Source organism: Epibacterium sp. HA2-3 (assembly GCF_055693725.2).
The window spans coordinates 2,000,433-2,017,414 of record NZ_CM172490.1 but is presented as its reverse complement, the minus strand read 5'-3'; the positions used below and the strand labels follow the sequence as shown (position 1 = coordinate 2,017,414).

Sequence of the window (16,982 nt, the reverse complement as noted above, 5' to 3'; positions counted from 1 at the left end):
GCTTTCACAGGGAGCCAGCAGGAAGCCATCAGCGGGCCTGCGCGCCTCAGAACAGGCCCATCTGCACCGGGATCGGCACAAAGCCACGCTTGACCTGTCGCTCCCGCGTGCTCTCGAACAGGGTTTCAGCCTCTCCGAGGGTGGGGCAATAGTTGCGCCGCTCCTGGCCACCTGGTTGTCCAATCGGGCCGGTGGATTGGATCACGCACCAGTCCCCAAACAGCGTCGGCGTAAGGCTCAGCACCAGATAGCGATGCTGCCCGTCCCGGTGACTGAATTTTTCGAAACGTAAGTACAAGAGTGCGTGGGCCTGACCGTAAAACTGGTCAGGCCCATATGCCTTTTTGGTCAGGCGATGTCCATTGCTCTTGGCCGTTTCGGGGACCGGTGATGCAGCTGGGATGCAGAGGTGCGCTTAGACCGCGCCGGTGTATTCGCCGCGCGCCGGATAGGAATTGGCAATGGCAAAATCGAGCGCCGCCACCAGTTCCGAGAAATGCGGGCGCACGAAGGGCATCGTCTGCACAGAGCCGTAGTACAGCGTCTGCTCGGGTGTCACCATAAAGAGGCCCGGCTCGGCAAAGAGCGCAGGCTCTTCAATGCCAATCGATGTCTTGCCCCGCGAGGTGGAGATATAGAGCCCCCAGTCCTTGGCCACGGAGAGCGGCAGATCATAGGCAAAGCGCAGGTTTTCGGCTTCGATCTTCTCTGCCATCTGGCGGGTGCGCTCCTCGCCGTCAGAGCTGATGGCGATGGTCTTCACGCCGCGCTCGGCAAAGTCGGCCACGCGCTTTTCGAACTCCTTGAGGTAGTTGGCACAAATCGGGCAGTGCAGGCCACGGTAAAAGCAGATGACGGTGCCGCGTTCAGAGGCCTCGGAGGCCAGGTCAAACTGGCCGCCACCCAAGAGAGGCAGCGTAAGGTCCGGGGTTTTCTGGCGAGGGATCAGCATGATGTGTCTCCGTATGTGGGTCAGTCTTGAGGGGTGTCTGATGTGACTCTGTCCCGGCGCGCCGGAACGGCTCTGCAGAGGGTATCGCACGACTCTGGGCTTGATAATTCCGAAAAAGCTGACCAGTATTCCGAAGTCAACACGCAGTGAAACACGCTGTGAGATATTCGGAGCAGCGCATGGACCGTCTCACGACCCTGATTGACCGCTTTCGGATGCGGGTGGTTCTGGCCGCGCGCGGGGCGGGCAACCTTTGTGTGATGCAGCCGGAGGCAGGGCGTCAGATCCTTGTGTTCATCCCCGAAGGGTGGGTTGAGGACACCGGGGCAGAGGGGGTCGGTCTGGCGCTGCGTGTGGATTGGGACGGGGCGCATAATCCGCTTGTGGCGGCGCTGCCGCAGCGGGTGGAGGTGGATCTTGCCGAGGCCCCGGCCCTTGCGTCCGTGCTGGCCTTGTTGCGTCAGGAACGGGAGGCGCACCGCTGTGGGGCGCAGTCCGTGGTGTCGAGCCTCGGTCAGGTCCTGATGGTGCGCCTCCTGCGCCATTTGATCGAGGCTGGCACGGCGGCGCCCGGTCTTCTTGCTGGTCTCGCAGACCCTCGATTGGCCCGCGCGATTGTGGCGATGCATGATGCACCGGGGCGGAGCTGGACCACCTCGGATCTTGCGCAGGAGGCAGGACTGTCGCTTTCGCGCTTTTCCGAGTTGTTCTCGGCGCAGATGAACGAGACCCCCATGGGGTATCTCAGGCGTTGGCGGCTGACGCTGGCGCGTCAGGATCTCATCCGAGGCGACCGGGTTGAGGCCGTCGCGCGCCGCTATGCCTACGACTCGCCAGAAGGGTTTGCACGGGCCTTTCGCAAATTCTACGGCGTGGCCCCCGTTTCATTGCGGCAGAGCACCGCGGCCTGAGGCAGAGCACTGTGGCCCGAGGCGGAGCGCGTTTGGCCTGCGATCAGGGCCGATCCGGGTGTGGACTTCGCCATGAGACGAGGGCTGTGAGACATGACATCGAGGCCAAACGCCGCGCGCCCGCCCCTCGATGGGGCGGGCGCGCGGTGCTTCCGGTGGCGCGCAAGCGGCCTTCGGCCCCTTGCGCGCGCCGCCCCAAGGGGGCGGCCTGCGTCCAGATTCGAGCGGGAGACAGGGCAAGGTAAGGGCAGGGGGGCAGGGCTGACGTCAGGGTTTCCAGGTGAGGAAATTGCCGATCATCTTGAGCCCGACATGCTGGCTCTTTTCGGGGTGAAACTGCATGCCAAGCATGGTGTCGCGCCCGATCACTGCCGTGACATCGCCCGCATAATCCACATGCGCCAGCCGTTCGTTCGGGTTGGCGACGCGGAAATGGTAGCTGTGCACGAAATAGCAGTGATCCCCGGTCGAGATGCCGTCAAACACCGGGTGCGGATGATTGATCACCAGATCGTTCCAGCCCATATGCGGCACCTTCAGATGTGCCTCTGCCGGGGTGATTTTCACCACATCCCCGTCGACCCAGCCAAGCCCCGGCGTGTCCTCATATTCGTGACCGGTGGTGGCCATCAACTGCATGCCAACGCAGATTCCGAGGAAGGGACGGCCCTTGACCTCCACGGCCTCGACCATGGCGTCATAGATGCCCTTGTGGCCGCGCAGCTCTGCGGCGCAGGCGGGAAAGGCACCGTCGCCGGGCAGCACCAACCGATCAGCGCGGGCCACCACATCGGCGTCGGATGTGACAACCACATCCCCCGCGCCGACCTCTGTCGCCATGCGCTGAAAGGCCTTCTCGGCGGAGTGCAGATTGCCGGACTCATAGTCGATGATGGCGGTCAGCATAGGTAAATCCTCGGGATCTTATGCGCCCCGGCCCGGCAGCCCTCTTAGGGCACGCGTCTGGGCGAGGCAAAAGCGGGAGAGAGCCTGGGGGCTCTTCTGGAGCGTGTCAGAGCGCGCCTTTGGTGGAAGGGACGGAGTCGGCCTTGCGGGAGTCGACCTCAACCGCGGTGCGCAGCGCGCGGGCCACGGCCTTGAAGGCGGCCTCGGCGATGTGGTGGCTGTTCACCCCGTGGATCTGGTCGATATGCAGGGTGATGCCACCGTGGGTCGCCAGCGCCTGAAAGAACTCGCGGACGAGTTCGGTGTCAAAGCTGCCGATCTTCTGGGTGGGCAGATCCACATTCCACACAAGGAAAGGCCGGGCGGAGAGATCCAGCGCCGCGCGCACCTGCGCGTCATCCATCGGCAGGTGACACTCGCCGTAGCGGTTGATGCCTTTTTTGTCGCCAAGCGCCTGCACCAGGGCCTGACCCAGTGCGATGCCGGTGTCCTCGACGGTATGGTGGTCGTCGATGTGGTAGTCGCCCTTGGCGCGGATGGTCATATCGATCAGCGAGTGGCGCGACAACTGGTCGAGCATATGGTCAAAAAAGCCAACGCCGGTCTGATTGTCATATGTGCCGCTGCCATCGAGGTTGACGGAGACGGAGATCTCCGTCTCGGCGGTGGAGCGGGAAACCTGGGCTGTGCGCATGGCGAAATCCTCAATCTGTTGGCTAGGCTTATAGGGCTGAGAGGTGCACAGGCTCAAGGGGGCAGCTCCGATTGTCGGAGGGATGTGGTGTCGCGATCTGCCTCTCACAGTGCGGCGTTGGATTTGCCGGGATTGCCCTTTCTTGCGCCACATGCGAGGTTGCAGGCCAACCAGACCTGACAGAAGCTGAGGCGAGAAATGTCCACCTGTGTCTTTATCCAGATCCGCTGCAAACCCGGCACCACCTACAAGGTGGCCGAGGATATTGCGCTGCATGAAATCCACTCGGAACTCTACTCCACCAGTGGCGAATATGATCTGCTGATGAAGCTCTATATCCCCTCGGGCGAGGATGTGGGAAAATACATCAACGACCATCTGCTTCAGATCCCCAATATCGAGCGCTCGCTGACGACGATGACCTTCAAGGTCTTCTGAGGGGGGCCAGAAGGAGCGCCGTGCGGCGCGCAGGGTGTGCTTTTCCCTATGGGAAAAGCCTGTTGCGAGGCGCTGCCTCGCGCTCCGGGATATTTGTAAGAAGATGAAAAGGCGCCCGATTCGATCGCGGCGCCTTTTGTTTTGGATCAGCTGTTCAAGAGGCCTTCGGATTTCAGGGCCTCGTAGGCAGCATCGACACCGGCCTTGGTGCGTTTGAGCATCTCGTCCACCTCTGGCTTTGTGATGATGAGCGGCGGGCAGAAGGCCAGCGCATTGCCGGCCACCGCGCGCAGGATCACGCCCTCGGTCTGGCAGGCTTTGACTGCGGCAGCACCACCCTTGCCGCCTGCGATGGTGGCGCCGGTGGTCTTGTTTGAAACCAGTTCGAGCGCGGCGATCAGGCCTTTGCCGCGCACCTCGCCCACCAGCGGGTGATCGGTGAAGGTCGCGCGCAGTTGCTCTTGCAGGTAGGTGCCGACCTCGGCGGCGTGGTCAAAGATCTTGTCGCGCTCGTAGATTTCGAGCGTCTTCAGGGCCGCAGCACAGGCGGCGGGGTGGCCCGAGTAGGTGTAGCCATGGCCAAAGACGCCGACCTCATTGGTCTGATCCACCATCGCCTTGTACATCCAGCCAGGAATGACGGAGGCGGAGATCGGGAAATAGGCCGAAGACAGCTGCTTGGCAAAGGTCATGAGGTCCGGTTTGATGCCCATGGTGGTGCAGCCAAAATCGGCGCCTGTGCGACCAAAGCCGCAGATGACCTCATCCGCCCAGATCAGGATGTCATGTTTGCGCAAGAGCGCCTGCAGCCCCTCGTAGTAGCCTTCGGGGGGCACGATCACACCGGAGGCGCCGGTGATCGGCTCGATGATCATCGCGGCGATCGTGTCGGGATCCTCGGCGAGGATCTGGTCTTCGAGGTTTTGCAGGATGCGCTCGACAAACTGCGCTTCGGTCTCATTGCCCTGACGGCCGGTGTAATAATGCGGCGCATCGGTGCGCAGAATCGAGAGCGCCTCAAGGGGCGCGTCGAAATGGGCGAGGTTCGCAGGCAGGGAGGTCAGCGAGCCTGCCGCCACGGTCACGCCGTGATAGCCGCGCTCGCGAGTGATGATCTTGCGCTTGTGCGGCTTGCCGATCGCGTTGAAGTAATAGCGCAGCATCTTATAGTGGCTGTCGTTAGCGTCCGAGCCGGAATTGCCAAAGAAGAAATAGGCGTCCTCGACCGGCACCATTGCCTTCAGCTTTTCGGCCAACTCCATCACCGGCGCGTGGGTCTTGCCGCCAAACGTGTGCTGGAAGGGCAGGCGTTTCAACTGCTCGGTGATGGCCTCGACCACCTCGGTGTTGGAATAGCCCAGCGAGGTACACCACAGGCCCGCGAGGCCTTCGATATATTGTTTGCCGGTGTCGTCATAGACGTAGATCCCTTCACCGTGGGTGATGCAGAGCTGCTCCGTCGCGGTGAAATTCGTCGTCGGGTAGATCACGCTCGCCATCTGGCCAATCCTTTGCTGTCACAGGTTGGCGTTAGGATTGGCGTGCATTTGCGGGGCAGTCAAAGGGTTTTGATCAAAAGTCGTAAGTCTTTGTTCTGTAAACACAAAAGGCTCTGAAATGCGAAAAGCCGCGCCCGGAGGCACGGCCTTTTCGATTTCGAATGGAGCGGGCGAGGCGATTCGAACGCCCGACCCTAACCTTGGCAAGGTTATGCTCTACCCCTGAGCTACGCCCGCGCTGCCATTCGGTGACGCGGGGTTTATGAAATCCCGTCTGTGGCTGCAAGAGGAAAATCGCCTCGTTGCTCTAAAAAATGTCCACTCCGAGTGGTCGGTGGGGGTGACTACCGAAGCGATGCGGTGGGGAGTGGAAAAGCGAAAGGCCGCACCCGGAGGCGCGGCCTTTTCGATTTCGAATGGAGCGGGCGAGGCGATTCGAACGCCCGACCCTAACCTTGGCAAGGTTATGCTCTACCCCTGAGCTACGCCCGCGCTGCCATTCGATGAGGCGGGGTTTAGGCAATCCCGTCTGTGGCTGCAAGAGGAAAATTACGGCATCCCGGCAAAAATTGCAGACGCTCTGAAGCTGCAGAGGATTACCTTGTCGACATCGGCGGGAGGAGAGCGCGGCGGGCCACAAAGCGAAAGGCCGCACCCGGAGGCGCGGCCTTTTCGATTTCGAATGGAGCGGGCGAGGCGATTCGAACGCCCGACCCTAACCTTGGCAAGGTTATGCTCTACCCCTGAGCTACGCCCGCGCTGCCATTCGGTGTATGGTGTTTATGCCGCGTCGCGCGGGGCTGCAAGAGGAAATATGGGCGGATCCGGGAAATTTCAAAACGCCGGTCGGGTTGCCCCCTCGGGACACGCGAGCCTCCCTCCCGAGGGGATTATTGAAAGGCGCAACCGGCCTAACCCAGGTTGTGACGTTTTTGAACGCGCGTGGGATAAAACGGCCCGATTGCGCAAATGTGATTGGCAGCGCCCGTGCGGGGGCCGCTAAGGGCGGGCAAAGCACTCGCGCTATGCACAGTCAGGAAGATCTTCGCCATGAGACAGCCGCACCGCCCCGTGATCCGTTTTGTTCGCCTGTCCGAAATCGACCCGCAAGAGATCACAGCCCACATGTCCGATCCTCTGATGGCCGAGCACATGCCGCTCTTGGAAGGGGTTCAGTGGGATGCCGCGCAGACCGAGCAGTTTGTCGCAGCCAAAGAAGCCTGCTGGGCGCGCGACGGCCTGGGGCATTGGGGCATTCTCTCGGATGGTGCCTATATCGGGTGGGGCGGTTTTCAGAAGGAGGGCGAGGAGTGGGATTTCGGGTTGGTGCTGCGGCACAGCGCCTTTGGTCGGGGCATACAAGTCGCCAAGGCCGCCCTTGCGGTGGCGGCGCAGGACACGCGCATTCCCTTTGTGACTTTTCTTTTGCCGCCATCGCGTCGTCATCTCGGAGCGCTGCGGCGTCTGGGGGCAGAACGTCTGCCGGATGTGGAGCACGCAGGCAGGCCGTTTATGAAGTTCAGGCTGGTGTTGTGACTATTTGAAAGGAATTTTTGAGGCGCATATATCGGGCCGATCTTGGGTGTAAGATTGGAAGACGTTTCTGGTGAAACGTTCGACTTTTGCGAAGTCGGTTTTTGGCCCGACCATGATCTTCTGGATGGCAAGTGGATGTCTGAGCGGCCCGAGGATGTCGTCCGGTGACGGCGCCAACTGGAATTTGTGGCGATAGGCGTTCCCGAGAATGGTGAAGTCCTGTCGCTGGCGTTCAAGACTGCCGATGCGCGCGCTGCCCCAAATTCGATACTCTCGTTCTTCGGCAAATGCGGGATGTTTGCGGTGCTTCATCCAATGGGCCAAGTGGTGCGTCCACTTGATGTGAAAATCAGCAGAGTAGCTTTCGTTTGACACTGCATTCGTCAGATTTGGGCGCTTGTCTAAGTCATACTCGACTTTGCTTGGTCCTTCAAAACAGCCGAAAGCATTCTGCTGGATCTGAGGAGGCGAAGACTGAAGCGTGATGTCGCGCGGACCACAAAGGGTTCGCAAATCCGTGACGCAGAAGCCAATCGCCACCGCGCCATTGCCGCCGCCATTGGTGAGCTGACCGTATCCGCGCCACATGGACAGGGAATCCCTTGCGCTGGACAGACAGATCATCTGACCGTGCAAGAAGCTAGATTCCAGGTCCTCTATGATACGCTCCTCGTTCTCTCGGATTGCTGCAGACACGGGATCTGCAAAGCCTTCAGTGGTGGACCAAGTGTTTTGAGTCCCAAACGCGCCTCGCAGGGCTTTGAAACCAAACAGGATTTCCTCGCGGTCGTTGGTGTCTCGAAAGTCGCTGGCCAGAAGGCATTGAGAAGTAAGAATCGCCGTAAGCGTATCGAATGTCGTGTAATGCCACAGAACATCCGGGAGCTGTCCGGTCGTCTCTTCGCTCATGTGAATTCCCCAAATGAAAAAGCCGCAGCCCCGATGGGGAGCTGCGGCTGAATTTTAGCATGGGACCTGGGTCATTCCAGTTCGACCAGCAGATCCTTGGCGTCGATCTGACCACCGGGCTGGACGTGGACGGCCTTGACCACCGCGTCGCGTTCGGCGTGCAGGCCGGTTTCCATCTTCATCGCCTCGATGGTCAGCAAGAGATCGCCCTCGTGCACCTGCTGGCCCACCTGAACCCCTATGGAGGCGACAACACCCGGCATCGGCGCACCGATGTGGTTGATGTTCCCCACTTCGGCCTTTGGGCGCTGGGTGGTGGAGGATTTCACCATACGGTTGGGCACGCGGATGACGCGCGGCTGGCCGTTCAGCTCGAAGAACACCTTCACTTCGCCTTTTTCATCCGTCTCGCCAATGGCTTGCAGGCGGATTTCCAGCGTCTTGCCGGGGTCGATCTCAGCGGTGATCTCGTCACCGGGCTCCATCCCGTAAAAGAACGTCTTGGTCGGCAGCGCGCGCACCGGGCCGTATTGGCGGTGGCGGCCCATGTAATCGAGGAACACCTTCGGATACATCAGATAGCCGTTGAGATCCTCGTCATCGACCTTGAAGCCTTCGAGCTCCTTGGAGAGTTCGGCGCGGGTGCTCTCAATGTCGACCGGCTCCAGATGTGCACCGGGGCGCTCAACATTGGGGGCTTCGCCTTTCAGCACCTTCTTGACGATGCTCTCGGGGAAGCCGCCCGGAGGCTGGCCCAGGTTGCCGCGCATCATGTCCACCACCGAGTCGGGGAAGGAGACTTCGGATTTGGGATCTTCGACCTGCGCGCGGGTAAGCCCCTGAGAGACCATCATCAGCGCCATGTCACCCACCACCTTGGAGGAGGGGGTCACTTTGACGATGTCACCAAACATCTGGTTCACATCCGCATAGGTCTGCGCGACCTCGTGCCAGCGCTCCTCAAGTCCAAGGCTGCGGGCCTGTGCCTTGAGGTTGGTGAACTGACCGCCGGGCATCTCATGGAGATAGACCTCAGACGCGGGCGCTTGCAGCCCGGATTCAAAGGCGGCGTATTGCGCGCGTACCTGCTCCCAGTATTCCGAGATCTCGCGGATGTTGCCGATGTCCAAACCGGTGTCGCGGTCGGTGTTCTTGAGCGCCTCCACGATCGACCCCAGACAGGGCTGCGAGGTGCCGCCGGAAAACGCGTCCATTGCCGCATCCACCGCATCAACGCCCGCATCCGCCGCCGCCAGAATGGTCGCGCCCGCAATGCCAGAGGTGTCATGGGTGTGGAAGTGGATCGGCAGGCCGACCTCTTCCTTCAGCGCCTTGATCAGCAGCTTGGCCGAGGCTGGTTTCAACAGACCCGCCATGTCCTTGAGGCCCAGCACATGCGCGCCTGCGGCTTCCAGTTCCTTGGCCATGCCGACGTAGTATTTCACGTCATACTTGGCGCGGGCCGGGTCAAGGATGTCGCCGGTGTAGCAGATGGTGCCTTCGCAGATCTTGCCGCTCTCGACCACGGCATCCATGGCGACGCGCATGTTCTCGACCCAGTTGAGGCTGTCAAACACGCGGAAGACGTCGATACCCTTGGCCGCTTCCTTGACGAAGAACTGCACCACGTTGTCGGGATAGTTGGTGTACCCCACCCCGTTGGAAGCGCGCAGCAGCATCTGCGTCATCAGGTTCGGCATCGCCTCGCGCAGGTCGCGCAGACGCTGCCAGGGGCATTCCTGCAAAAAGCGATAGGCCACATCGAACGTCGCCCCGCCCCAGCACTCGACCGAGAACAGCTGGCTGAGGTTCTGTGCATAGGCAGGCGCGACCTTGATCATGTCGATGGACCGCATGCGGGTGGCGAGCAGCGACTGGTGCCCGTCGCGCATGGTGGTGTCGGTCAAGAGCAGCTGACGCTGCGCTTTCATCCAGTCGGCGACGGCCTTTGCGCCCTTTTGCTCCAGCAGGTTCCGCGTGCCATAGGGCAGGTTGCCCGTGTCGGCGCGCGGCGCGCGCGGCTCTTTGAGGTCCGCAGCTGGCGCGGCGCGGCCTTCGGTCTCGGGATGGCCGTTGACGGAGATGTCCGCGATATAGGTCAGGACCTTGGTGCCGCGGTCGCGCCGCTTGGCGAATTGGAACAGCTCCGGCGTCTCGTCGATGAATTTGGTGGTGTATTCATTGTTGAGGAACGTGGGGTGCTTCAGCAGGTTCTCGACAAAGGCGATGTTTGTGCTGACACCGCGCACCCGGAACTCGCGCAGCGCGCGGTCCATACGGGCGATGGCCTTCTCCGGCGTTGGCGCTTTGGCCGTTACCTTGGTCAGCAGGCTGTCATAGTAGCGCGTGATCACCCCACCCGCATAGGCGGTGCCGCCATCCAGACGGATGCCCATGCCGGTGGCCGAGCGATAGGCGGTAATGCGGCCATAGTCCGGGATGAAGTTGTTGAGAGGATCTTCGGTGGTCACACGGGTCTGCAGCGCATGCCCGTTGAGCGAAATCTCTTCCTGGCTGGCCTTGCCGGTGGCCTCTGCGAGGGTCTTGCCCTCCGCAATCAGGATCTGCGCCTGCACGATGTCGATGCCGGTGACTTCTTCGGTGACGGTGTGTTCCACCTGCACCCGCGGGTTCACCTCGATGAAGTAGAAGTTGCCCGTCTCCATATCCATTAGGAATTCGACGGTGCCCGCACATTCATAGTTCACATGCTGGCAGATCTTGCGGCCCAGATCGCAGATCTCTTCCCGTTGCGCATCCGTGAGATAGGGCGCGGGCGCGCGTTCCACGACCTTCTGGTTGCGGCGCTGCACCGAACAGTCGCGCTCATAGAGGTGATAGATCTCGCCGTGCTTGTCGCCAAGGATCTGTACCTCGACGTGGCGGGCGCGGGTAATCATCTTCTCAAGATAGCCTTCGCCATTGCCGAATGCGGCTTCGGCCTCGCGGCGACCTTCCAGAACCTTTTCCTCGAGCTCGTCCTCTGAGTGGATCGGGCGCATCCCGCGTCCGCCGCCGCCCCAGCTCGCCTTGAGCATCAGGGGATAGCCGACCTCTGCCGCTTCTTTGCGGATCGCGTCCATGTCATCGCCTAGCACCTCGGTGGCGGGGATCACTGGCACGCCCGCCTCAATGGCGACGCGGCGCGCGCTGGCCTTGTCGCCAAGGGCGCGCATGGTCTCGGCCTTGGGGCCGATAAAGGTGATACCGTTGCGGGCGCAGGCATCCACAAAGTCGGGGTTCTCCGACAAAAGGCCATAGCCCGGATGGATCGCATCCGCGCCGCATTCCTTGGCCACGCGGATGATCTCGTCAATCGAGAGATAAGCGGCGACCGGGCCAAGACCCTCGCCAATACGATAGGCTTCGTCCGCCTTGAAGCGGTGCAGGCCCAGTTTGTCCTCCTCCGCGTAGACAGCAACGGTGCGTTTGCCCATCTCGTTGGCGGCGCGCATCACGCGGATGGCGATCTCACCACGGTTGGCGATCAAGATTTTGTTGAACTCAGTCATCTTTCCCCCGAGGTCTTGCTAGGTTGGGCAAGTGGTAACGGCTGTATGACACGCAGACCATCCGTGGTTCTGGGTATCTGCGGCATGATTGCGCTCACTTGCGTCCCTTATCTTGAATTTCGGCGCCGGAGGCTGCCGAAATGCGAAACTTTGGCCGGGGCCTCCCGGTTTTAGCCGCCACTCAAAGCCATTTTGGTCAGCGGGCTGACGACCTTTTAGCCACAGGCAGGCCTCAGCGCACGCTTTTTTTGCACTGCAGCATTTCGCGACTGCCCTTTTGGGCTGTTAACCACTCTTTAGGATAGTTCTTCTGTTCGAGAGAATTTCGGATAAATTTTATTCAATCGCAGCGGATCAGCAAAACGGTGATCCATTTGGACCGGGGGGCAGCAACGTCAGTCAGGGTCCGGGATATTTCAAACCAAGGAACATGCACGATGCACCGCTTTGTTTATGTCAGCACCGCCAAACAGGATCTCACCGCGCAGCAGATCGCGGATATCGCCGGCGCTTGTCATCGCAACAACCGTCGCGCGGGTCTGACCGGCATGCTGGTGGCGCATCAGGGTCGGTTCCTGCACATTCTTGAGGGCGACGAGGCCGCAATCCGTCGTCGCGCCGAGAAGATCCAGCACGACCCGCGCCACGGTGATTTCAAGGTTCTGCAAGCGCGTGAAATTCAGATGCGCGCCTTCCTGGACTGGGTTTTTGTGCATGAAACACCCGCTGCGCTGCCTCTCTTTGGTGGCGTCAAAGTGCAGCCCCTGCGCGCTCTGCTGCCGATCAACAGCCCGCTGCGCGGCCGTGATCTGACCGTGCGCCACCTGGTGCGCGACTTCCTTGCGAGCTTCAAGCAGTTGCTGGCAGCCTGATCGGGCGCCCGCAGAGGGCAGATCATAAGACCAGTCTGATCCGGGGGGACAGACGCAGGGCGCGGTCCAGAGGGCTGCGCCCTCGCTTTTTGGCGCGCATCGCGCGGTCCTTTGCGGCACGCTGCCTTTGATCGAGCCGCCTTTAGTCGAGGCTGAGCCGCTTCAGGTCGCGCACCTCTGCCAGGGTACGGATGCCAAGCTGGCCCATGTTGGCGGTCAGATCTTTGCTCAGGATGTCGTGCAGATGCGCAGGGCCGGCCGCGCCCAATGCTGCAAGCGCATAATGCCAGGCCCGACCCAGCATCACAAAATCCGCCCCGAGCGCCAGCGCGCGCAAAATATCAAGCCCGCCCTCGATTCCACTGTCGAGGATCAGCGGCAGGGTGGTGGCCGCACGGATGTCCTCGAGCACCTCGATCGGGGCAGGGGCGGCGTCAAACTGGCGACCCGCGTGATTGGAGATCCAGATGCCATCGACGCCTGCCGCCTCCAGCCGAGGCGCATCGCGCGCGTCCAGCACACCTTTGACCACCAGTGGGCCATCCCAATGATCGCGCAGCCATTCAAGGTACGCCCAATCGGGTGCAGTCCGCAGCAAATAGCCAATATGGGCGGTGGAGGACAAAGCCGAGGCCGCGCCCTCGATGTATTTATCAAGGGTGCGCATATGCGGCATGCCCCCTTCGCCGCGATGCTGCCGCGCCATCCCCAGCGCCCACGCCGGGCGGATCGCCACCTGCGCCAGCAGGCGCGGTGTCAGACGCGGCGGCTGCGTCAGCCCGGAGCGGGTCTGCCGCTCCCGGCGCGACGCCACCGGCACATCGACTGTCAGCACCAGCACCTTGAAACCCGCCGCCCGCGCACGCTCCAGCATGTCCTTGCGGATGCCTTCATCTTTGGGCGGATACATCTGGAACCAGCCCTGCGCGCCCAGATGCGGGGCCAGATCCTCGGGGCTTTGGCTTGCCACCGTCGAGAGCCCAAAGGGGATATTGGTCTGCGCGGCATGGCGGGCCAGATGACCCTCGGCATCGGGCCAGATCAGCCCCGACATCCCCACCGGCGCAATGCCAAAGGGACGCGGCAACGGGGTACCAAACAAGGTGGTGCCAAGGTCCACCTCCTGCGGGCCACCAAGGATTGCGGGCATCAGCCCGATCCGGTCAAGGCAGAGCCGGTTGCGCGCCTGCGTGGCTTCGCGCCCGGTGGCGCTGTCGAGGTATTCCCAGACAAATCGGGGCAGACGCGTGCGGGCCTTGGCGCGCAAATCATCCAATGCGGGGTAGCGTTGATCCAAAGTCATGCCCGCCATCATTTGCAATTCACCGGCGCTGTCTATCCCCTTTGCGCGGGGAATACCGCACAAAGACATCTGCGCCGGATGAGTCTCGGCGGTTTGGCTCTCTATGGGGATTGGGTCTGGGGCGCCTCTGGTCTCGGGGCGATCTTTCTGAGGGGCCGCTGCTGGCGGGCAAAACGCAAGCGGGCTCAGGCGGCGTCCAGTTCCGAAAACCGCGGCAACAGATCGCCAAGGGTCTGGCGCGAAGGGGCCGCAGGTTCATCCGCCAGATCAAAAAGCGCCGACAGGGCTTCATGCATGTCTTCACTCACCTCACCCGGCAGCATCAATGCCATCGGTTTGTTGGGGAAATTGCGCATGTTTGTTGGCACGTCGCAGATGATCTGGATGTTCTGATGGCGCGCGTCACGCCGGATCGCCTCGAACCGGGCGGTCACCGCCTCGGACGGGCCCTCCAGCAGTTGCAAGAAACGCCCCTTGTCAAAAGACAACGCCCCGGTGAGCCCCATGCTCCCGTTCTTGCGCCGGGATTTCTCCGCGATGGCGGCGACTTTCTCGTCCGTCATCAGGGGGCTTGCGTCGCTGGTGTATATGATGCGTCTCATCTTCATGGCCTTTCCGCGCCATTTGCGCCTCTGCCCGGCGTAGCACAAACGGCGCCTGCGCGCGATCCTGTTGAAGGCGAGCGGCCTGTTCATTTCGTGTGTCCGACCTAGCCTTTGGTGTAGGAGGCAGGCACGCAGACCCGCTTTATTGTCGCAGAAGGCACTGCTATGGCGGTGTCACAACATCCGCGCAGCAAGGGTGGGAACGGAGCGTGAACAGACCTCTTCCCGTTCTTTGTGAAACAGGTTAGGATCGCCGCATGAGCACATTTGACGAAATGGACGCCTTTGAGGGCGCATCATTGTCCGCCCGCGCCATGGCCGCGCGTCCCATGCCCTATCTGGATGGTCTCAATCCGGCCCAACGCGACGCGGTGGAGACGCTGGATGGGCCGGTGTTGATGCTGGCGGGCGCGGGCACCGGCAAGACAAAGGCGCTGACCACCCGGATCGTGCATCTGTTGAACACGAACAAGGCGCGCACCAACGAGATCCTCGCCGTGACCTTTACCAACAAGGCCGCGCGCGAAATGAAAGACCGCGTGGGCCGGATGCTCGGTCAGCCTGCCGAGGGCATGCCGTGGCTCGGCACCTTTCACTCGATCTGCGTCAAGCTGCTGCGCCGACATGCGGAACTGGTGGGGTTGAAATCCAACTTCACCATTCTGGACACCGACGATCAGATCCGCCTGCTGAAACAGCTCATCCAGGCGGCGGGCATCGACGACAAGCGCTGGCCCGCGCGGATGCTGGCAAACATCATCGACGACTGGAAAAACCGCGCGCTGACGCCCGCCAAGGTGCCTGCGGGGGATGCGGTGGCCTATAACCATCGCGGCACCGAGTTCTACGACCAGTATCAGACCCGTCTCAAGGAGCTGAACGCGGTCGATTTTGGCGATCTGCTGCTGCACTGCGTCGAGATTTTTCAGAACAACCCGGACCTCCTGGCGCAATATCACCGCTGGTTCCGCTACATCCTCGTGGATGAGTATCAGGATACCAACGTCGCCCAATATCTCTGGTTGCGGCTCTTGGCGTCGGGGCACAAGAACATCTGCTGCGTGGGCGATGATGACCAGTCGATCTATGGCTGGCGCGGCGCCGAGGTGGGCAACATCCTGCGGTTTGAAAAGGATTTTTCCGGCGCCAAGGTGATCCGGCTGGAGCAGAATTACCGCTCCACCAAACACATTCTTTCGGCAGCTTCCGGTGTCATCCGGGGCAATGAGGGCCGCCTTGGCAAGGAGCTCTGGACCGAGGCCGAGGGTGGCGAAAAAGTTCGCCTCATTGGCCATTGGGACGGTGAGGAAGAGGCCCGCTGGATCGGCGAGGAAATCGAGGCGATGCAGCGTGGCACCCGAGGGATGCGCCAGTATGGCCTCAATGAAATGGCGATTCTCGTGCGTGCCTCGCACCAGATGCGCGCCTTTGAGGACCGGTTCCTGACCATCGGTCTGCCGTATCGTGTCATCGGCGGTCCGCGCTTTTACGAGCGTTTGGAGATCCGCGATGCCATGGCCTATTTCCGCGTGGTGATCTCGCCCGAAGATGATCTCGCGTTTGAGCGCATCGTCAACACGCCCAAACGCGGCCTTGGCGACAAGGCCCAGCAGACCATTCAAACGGTGGCGCGCGCCAATGGCGTCTCTCTCCTTGAGGGCGCGCGGCTTGCGGTCGAGGACGGCCTCATCAAGGGCAAGGGCGGGGCCGCCCTGCGCCGTCTCGTTGAAAACATCGCCCGTTGGGGCCAGATGACCCGCACCGTGCTGGCCGACCCGGACGATCCGGACGCGGTGGTCGAGGGCGTGCAGAGCTTTGAGGCGTTTCAGGCCCGTACAGAGGTCTCGCATGTGGAGCTTGCGGAGATCATCCTGGATGAGAGCGGCTATACCTCCATGTGGCAGGCGGACAAGAACCCCGACAGCCCCGGCCGGCTCGAGAACCTCAAGGAACTGGTGAAGGCGCTGGAAAACTTCGATAATCTCCAGGGGTTTCTCGAACACGTCAGCCTTGTGATGGACAATGACAAGCAGGACGCCGAGCAAAAAGTGTCGATCATGACGCTGCATGCCGCCAAAGGGCTGGAGTTCCCGGCGGTGTTCCTGCCGGGGTGGGAGGATGGGCTCTTTCCCTCGCAGCGCTCGATGGATGAAAGCGGCCTCAAGGGCCTCGAAGAGGAACGCCGTCTGGCCTATGTGGGCATCACCCGCGCCGAGGAGGTCTGCACGATTTCCTTTGCGGGCAACCGGCGGGTCTTTGGCCAGTGGCAGTCGCAACTGCCTTCGCGCTTTATTGACGAGCTGCCCGAAGAGCATGTGGATGTGCTGACCCCACCCGGCCTCTATGGTGGCGGGTTTGGGGCCGCTGCGCCTTCGGCCTCTGCGGTTGCCGAGCCAGCGGTGCGTTCCACCATCGAGGAGCGGATGAGCAACGCCGATGGCTATAACTCGCCCGGCTGGAAACGGATGCAGGCCCGCACGGCGGAACGTGGCTACAGCAAACCGCGCAAGAGCGAGGCGCAGACCATCGACCTGGCGGCGACCTCCAGCTTTACGGTTGGGGAGCGGGTGTTTCACCAGAAATTCGGCTATGGTGCCGTGGTCGGGATCGAGGGCGACAAGCTCGAGGTGGATTTTGAAAAAGCCGGCCCCAAGAAGGTGGTGGCGCGCTTTGTTTCCGCCAGCGATGACATCCCGTTCTAAAGCGCAGGCTTAGAGATTGAGACGGTCGGATCGCTTTGCGATCCGATCCGGGCGGCGGGGCCGCAGCGGCAGGCGCCCCTGCGGCCCCGCCGCCATACCCCAGTATCAACTGCCGGGGATCTGCAACGGAGCGCAGCTGGCGC

14 protein-coding genes and 3 tRNA genes are annotated in these 16,982 nt (G+C 61.6%); 5 read left to right on the top strand and 12 right to left on the bottom strand.

All coding sequences use genetic code 11. The annotated features are described in order from the left end of the window. Positions 1-46 precede the first annotated feature (46 nt). Both ACZ1HH_RS09410 and ACZ1HH_RS09405 read right to left on the bottom strand, forming a co-directional pair. Entirely contained in the window at positions 47-298 is a 252-nt protein-coding gene (locus ACZ1HH_RS09410; RefSeq protein WP_011539361.1) for a WGR domain-containing protein, read from the bottom strand. 117 nt (positions 299-415) lie between these two features. After that, positions 416-952, bottom strand: a complete 537-nt coding sequence (locus ACZ1HH_RS09405; RefSeq protein WP_011539360.1) for a peroxiredoxin-like family protein — start codon at positions 950-952, stop codon at positions 416-418. A 179-nt stretch (positions 953-1,131) separates the two neighbouring features. On the opposite strand from ACZ1HH_RS09405, the gene ACZ1HH_RS09400 reads away from it, so the two are divergent. Next, the gene (locus tag ACZ1HH_RS09400) at positions 1,132-1,863 is read left to right on the top strand and encodes a helix-turn-helix transcriptional regulator (protein WP_472636488.1); all 732 of its coding nucleotides are present in this window, start codon (positions 1,132-1,134) and stop codon (positions 1,861-1,863) included. Positions 1,864-2,130: 267 nt separating this feature from the next. On the opposite strand, the gene hisH is transcribed toward ACZ1HH_RS09400, so the two are convergent. Beyond that, on the bottom strand, positions 2,131-2,769 hold the full coding sequence (gene hisH / locus ACZ1HH_RS09395; protein WP_011539358.1) for an imidazole glycerol phosphate synthase subunit HisH: 639 nt from the start codon (positions 2,767-2,769) through the stop codon (positions 2,131-2,133). 106 nt (positions 2,770-2,875) lie between these two features. Then, positions 2,876-3,463, bottom strand: a complete 588-nt coding sequence (gene hisB / locus ACZ1HH_RS09390) for an imidazoleglycerol-phosphate dehydratase HisB (protein ID WP_472636487.1) — start codon at positions 3,461-3,463, stop codon at positions 2,876-2,878. Between the two features lie 198 nt (positions 3,464-3,661). Between hisB and ACZ1HH_RS09385 the strand changes: the two genes are divergently transcribed. Then, on the top strand, positions 3,662-3,901 hold the full coding sequence (locus tag ACZ1HH_RS09385) for an Lrp/AsnC family transcriptional regulator (RefSeq protein ID WP_005652398.1): 240 nt from the start codon (positions 3,662-3,664) through the stop codon (positions 3,899-3,901). A gap of 146 nt (positions 3,902-4,047) precedes the next feature. Here ACZ1HH_RS09385 and ACZ1HH_RS09380 read toward each other — a convergent pair whose 3' ends face one another. The 4 genes from ACZ1HH_RS09380 to ACZ1HH_RS09365 all read right to left on the bottom strand — a co-directional run bounded on the left by ACZ1HH_RS09380 (position 4,048) and on the right by ACZ1HH_RS09365 (position 6,158). Further along, a complete protein-coding gene (locus ACZ1HH_RS09380) occupies positions 4,048-5,400 on the bottom strand; it encodes an aminotransferase (protein WP_472636486.1) in 1,353 nt (450 codons plus the stop codon). A 162-nt stretch (positions 5,401-5,562) separates the two neighbouring features. After that, positions 5,563-5,637 (bottom strand) — tRNA-Gly (locus ACZ1HH_RS09375). Positions 5,638-5,817: 180 nt separating this feature from the next. Further along, positions 5,818-5,892 (bottom strand) — tRNA-Gly (locus ACZ1HH_RS09370). Positions 5,893-6,083: 191 nt separating this feature from the next. Further along, positions 6,084-6,158 (bottom strand) — tRNA-Gly (locus ACZ1HH_RS09365). A gap of 292 nt (positions 6,159-6,450) precedes the next feature. Between ACZ1HH_RS09365 and ACZ1HH_RS09360 the strand changes: the two genes are divergently transcribed. Then, positions 6,451-6,936 (top strand): GNAT family N-acetyltransferase, encoded by a 486-nt coding sequence (locus ACZ1HH_RS09360; RefSeq protein WP_472636485.1) that lies wholly within the window; start codon positions 6,451-6,453, stop codon positions 6,934-6,936. Here ACZ1HH_RS09360 and ACZ1HH_RS09355 read toward each other — a convergent pair whose 3' ends face one another. After that, entirely contained in the window at positions 6,937-7,845 is a 909-nt protein-coding gene (locus ACZ1HH_RS09355) for a DUF2971 domain-containing protein (RefSeq protein WP_487320252.1), read from the bottom strand. 71 nt (positions 7,846-7,916) lie between these two features. Beyond that, positions 7,917-11,357 carry a pyruvate carboxylase gene (locus tag ACZ1HH_RS09350; protein WP_472636483.1) on the bottom strand — a complete coding sequence of 1,147 codons (3,441 nt, stop codon included), beginning with the start codon at positions 11,355-11,357 and terminating at the stop codon, positions 7,917-7,919. A 437-nt stretch (positions 11,358-11,794) separates the two neighbouring features. On the opposite strand from ACZ1HH_RS09350, the gene ACZ1HH_RS09345 reads away from it, so the two are divergent. After that, entirely contained in the window at positions 11,795-12,229 is a 435-nt protein-coding gene (locus ACZ1HH_RS09345) for a BLUF domain-containing protein (RefSeq protein WP_011539352.1), read from the top strand. Between the two features lie 142 nt (positions 12,230-12,371). Here the strand turns inward: ACZ1HH_RS09345 and ACZ1HH_RS09340 are convergent, their stop codons facing one another. Then, positions 12,372-13,541 (bottom strand): alpha-hydroxy acid oxidase, encoded by a 1,170-nt coding sequence (locus ACZ1HH_RS09340; protein ID WP_472637319.1) that lies wholly within the window; start codon positions 13,539-13,541, stop codon positions 12,372-12,374. A gap of 176 nt (positions 13,542-13,717) precedes the next feature. Beyond that, entirely contained in the window at positions 13,718-14,134 is a 417-nt protein-coding gene (locus ACZ1HH_RS09335; RefSeq protein WP_472636482.1) for a BLUF domain-containing protein, read from the bottom strand. Between the two features lie 260 nt (positions 14,135-14,394). Between ACZ1HH_RS09335 and ACZ1HH_RS09330 the strand changes: the two genes are divergently transcribed. Next, entirely contained in the window at positions 14,395-16,839 is a 2,445-nt protein-coding gene (locus ACZ1HH_RS09330; protein WP_472636481.1) for an ATP-dependent helicase, read from the top strand. The last annotated feature ends 143 nt before the right edge of the window (positions 16,840-16,982 follow it).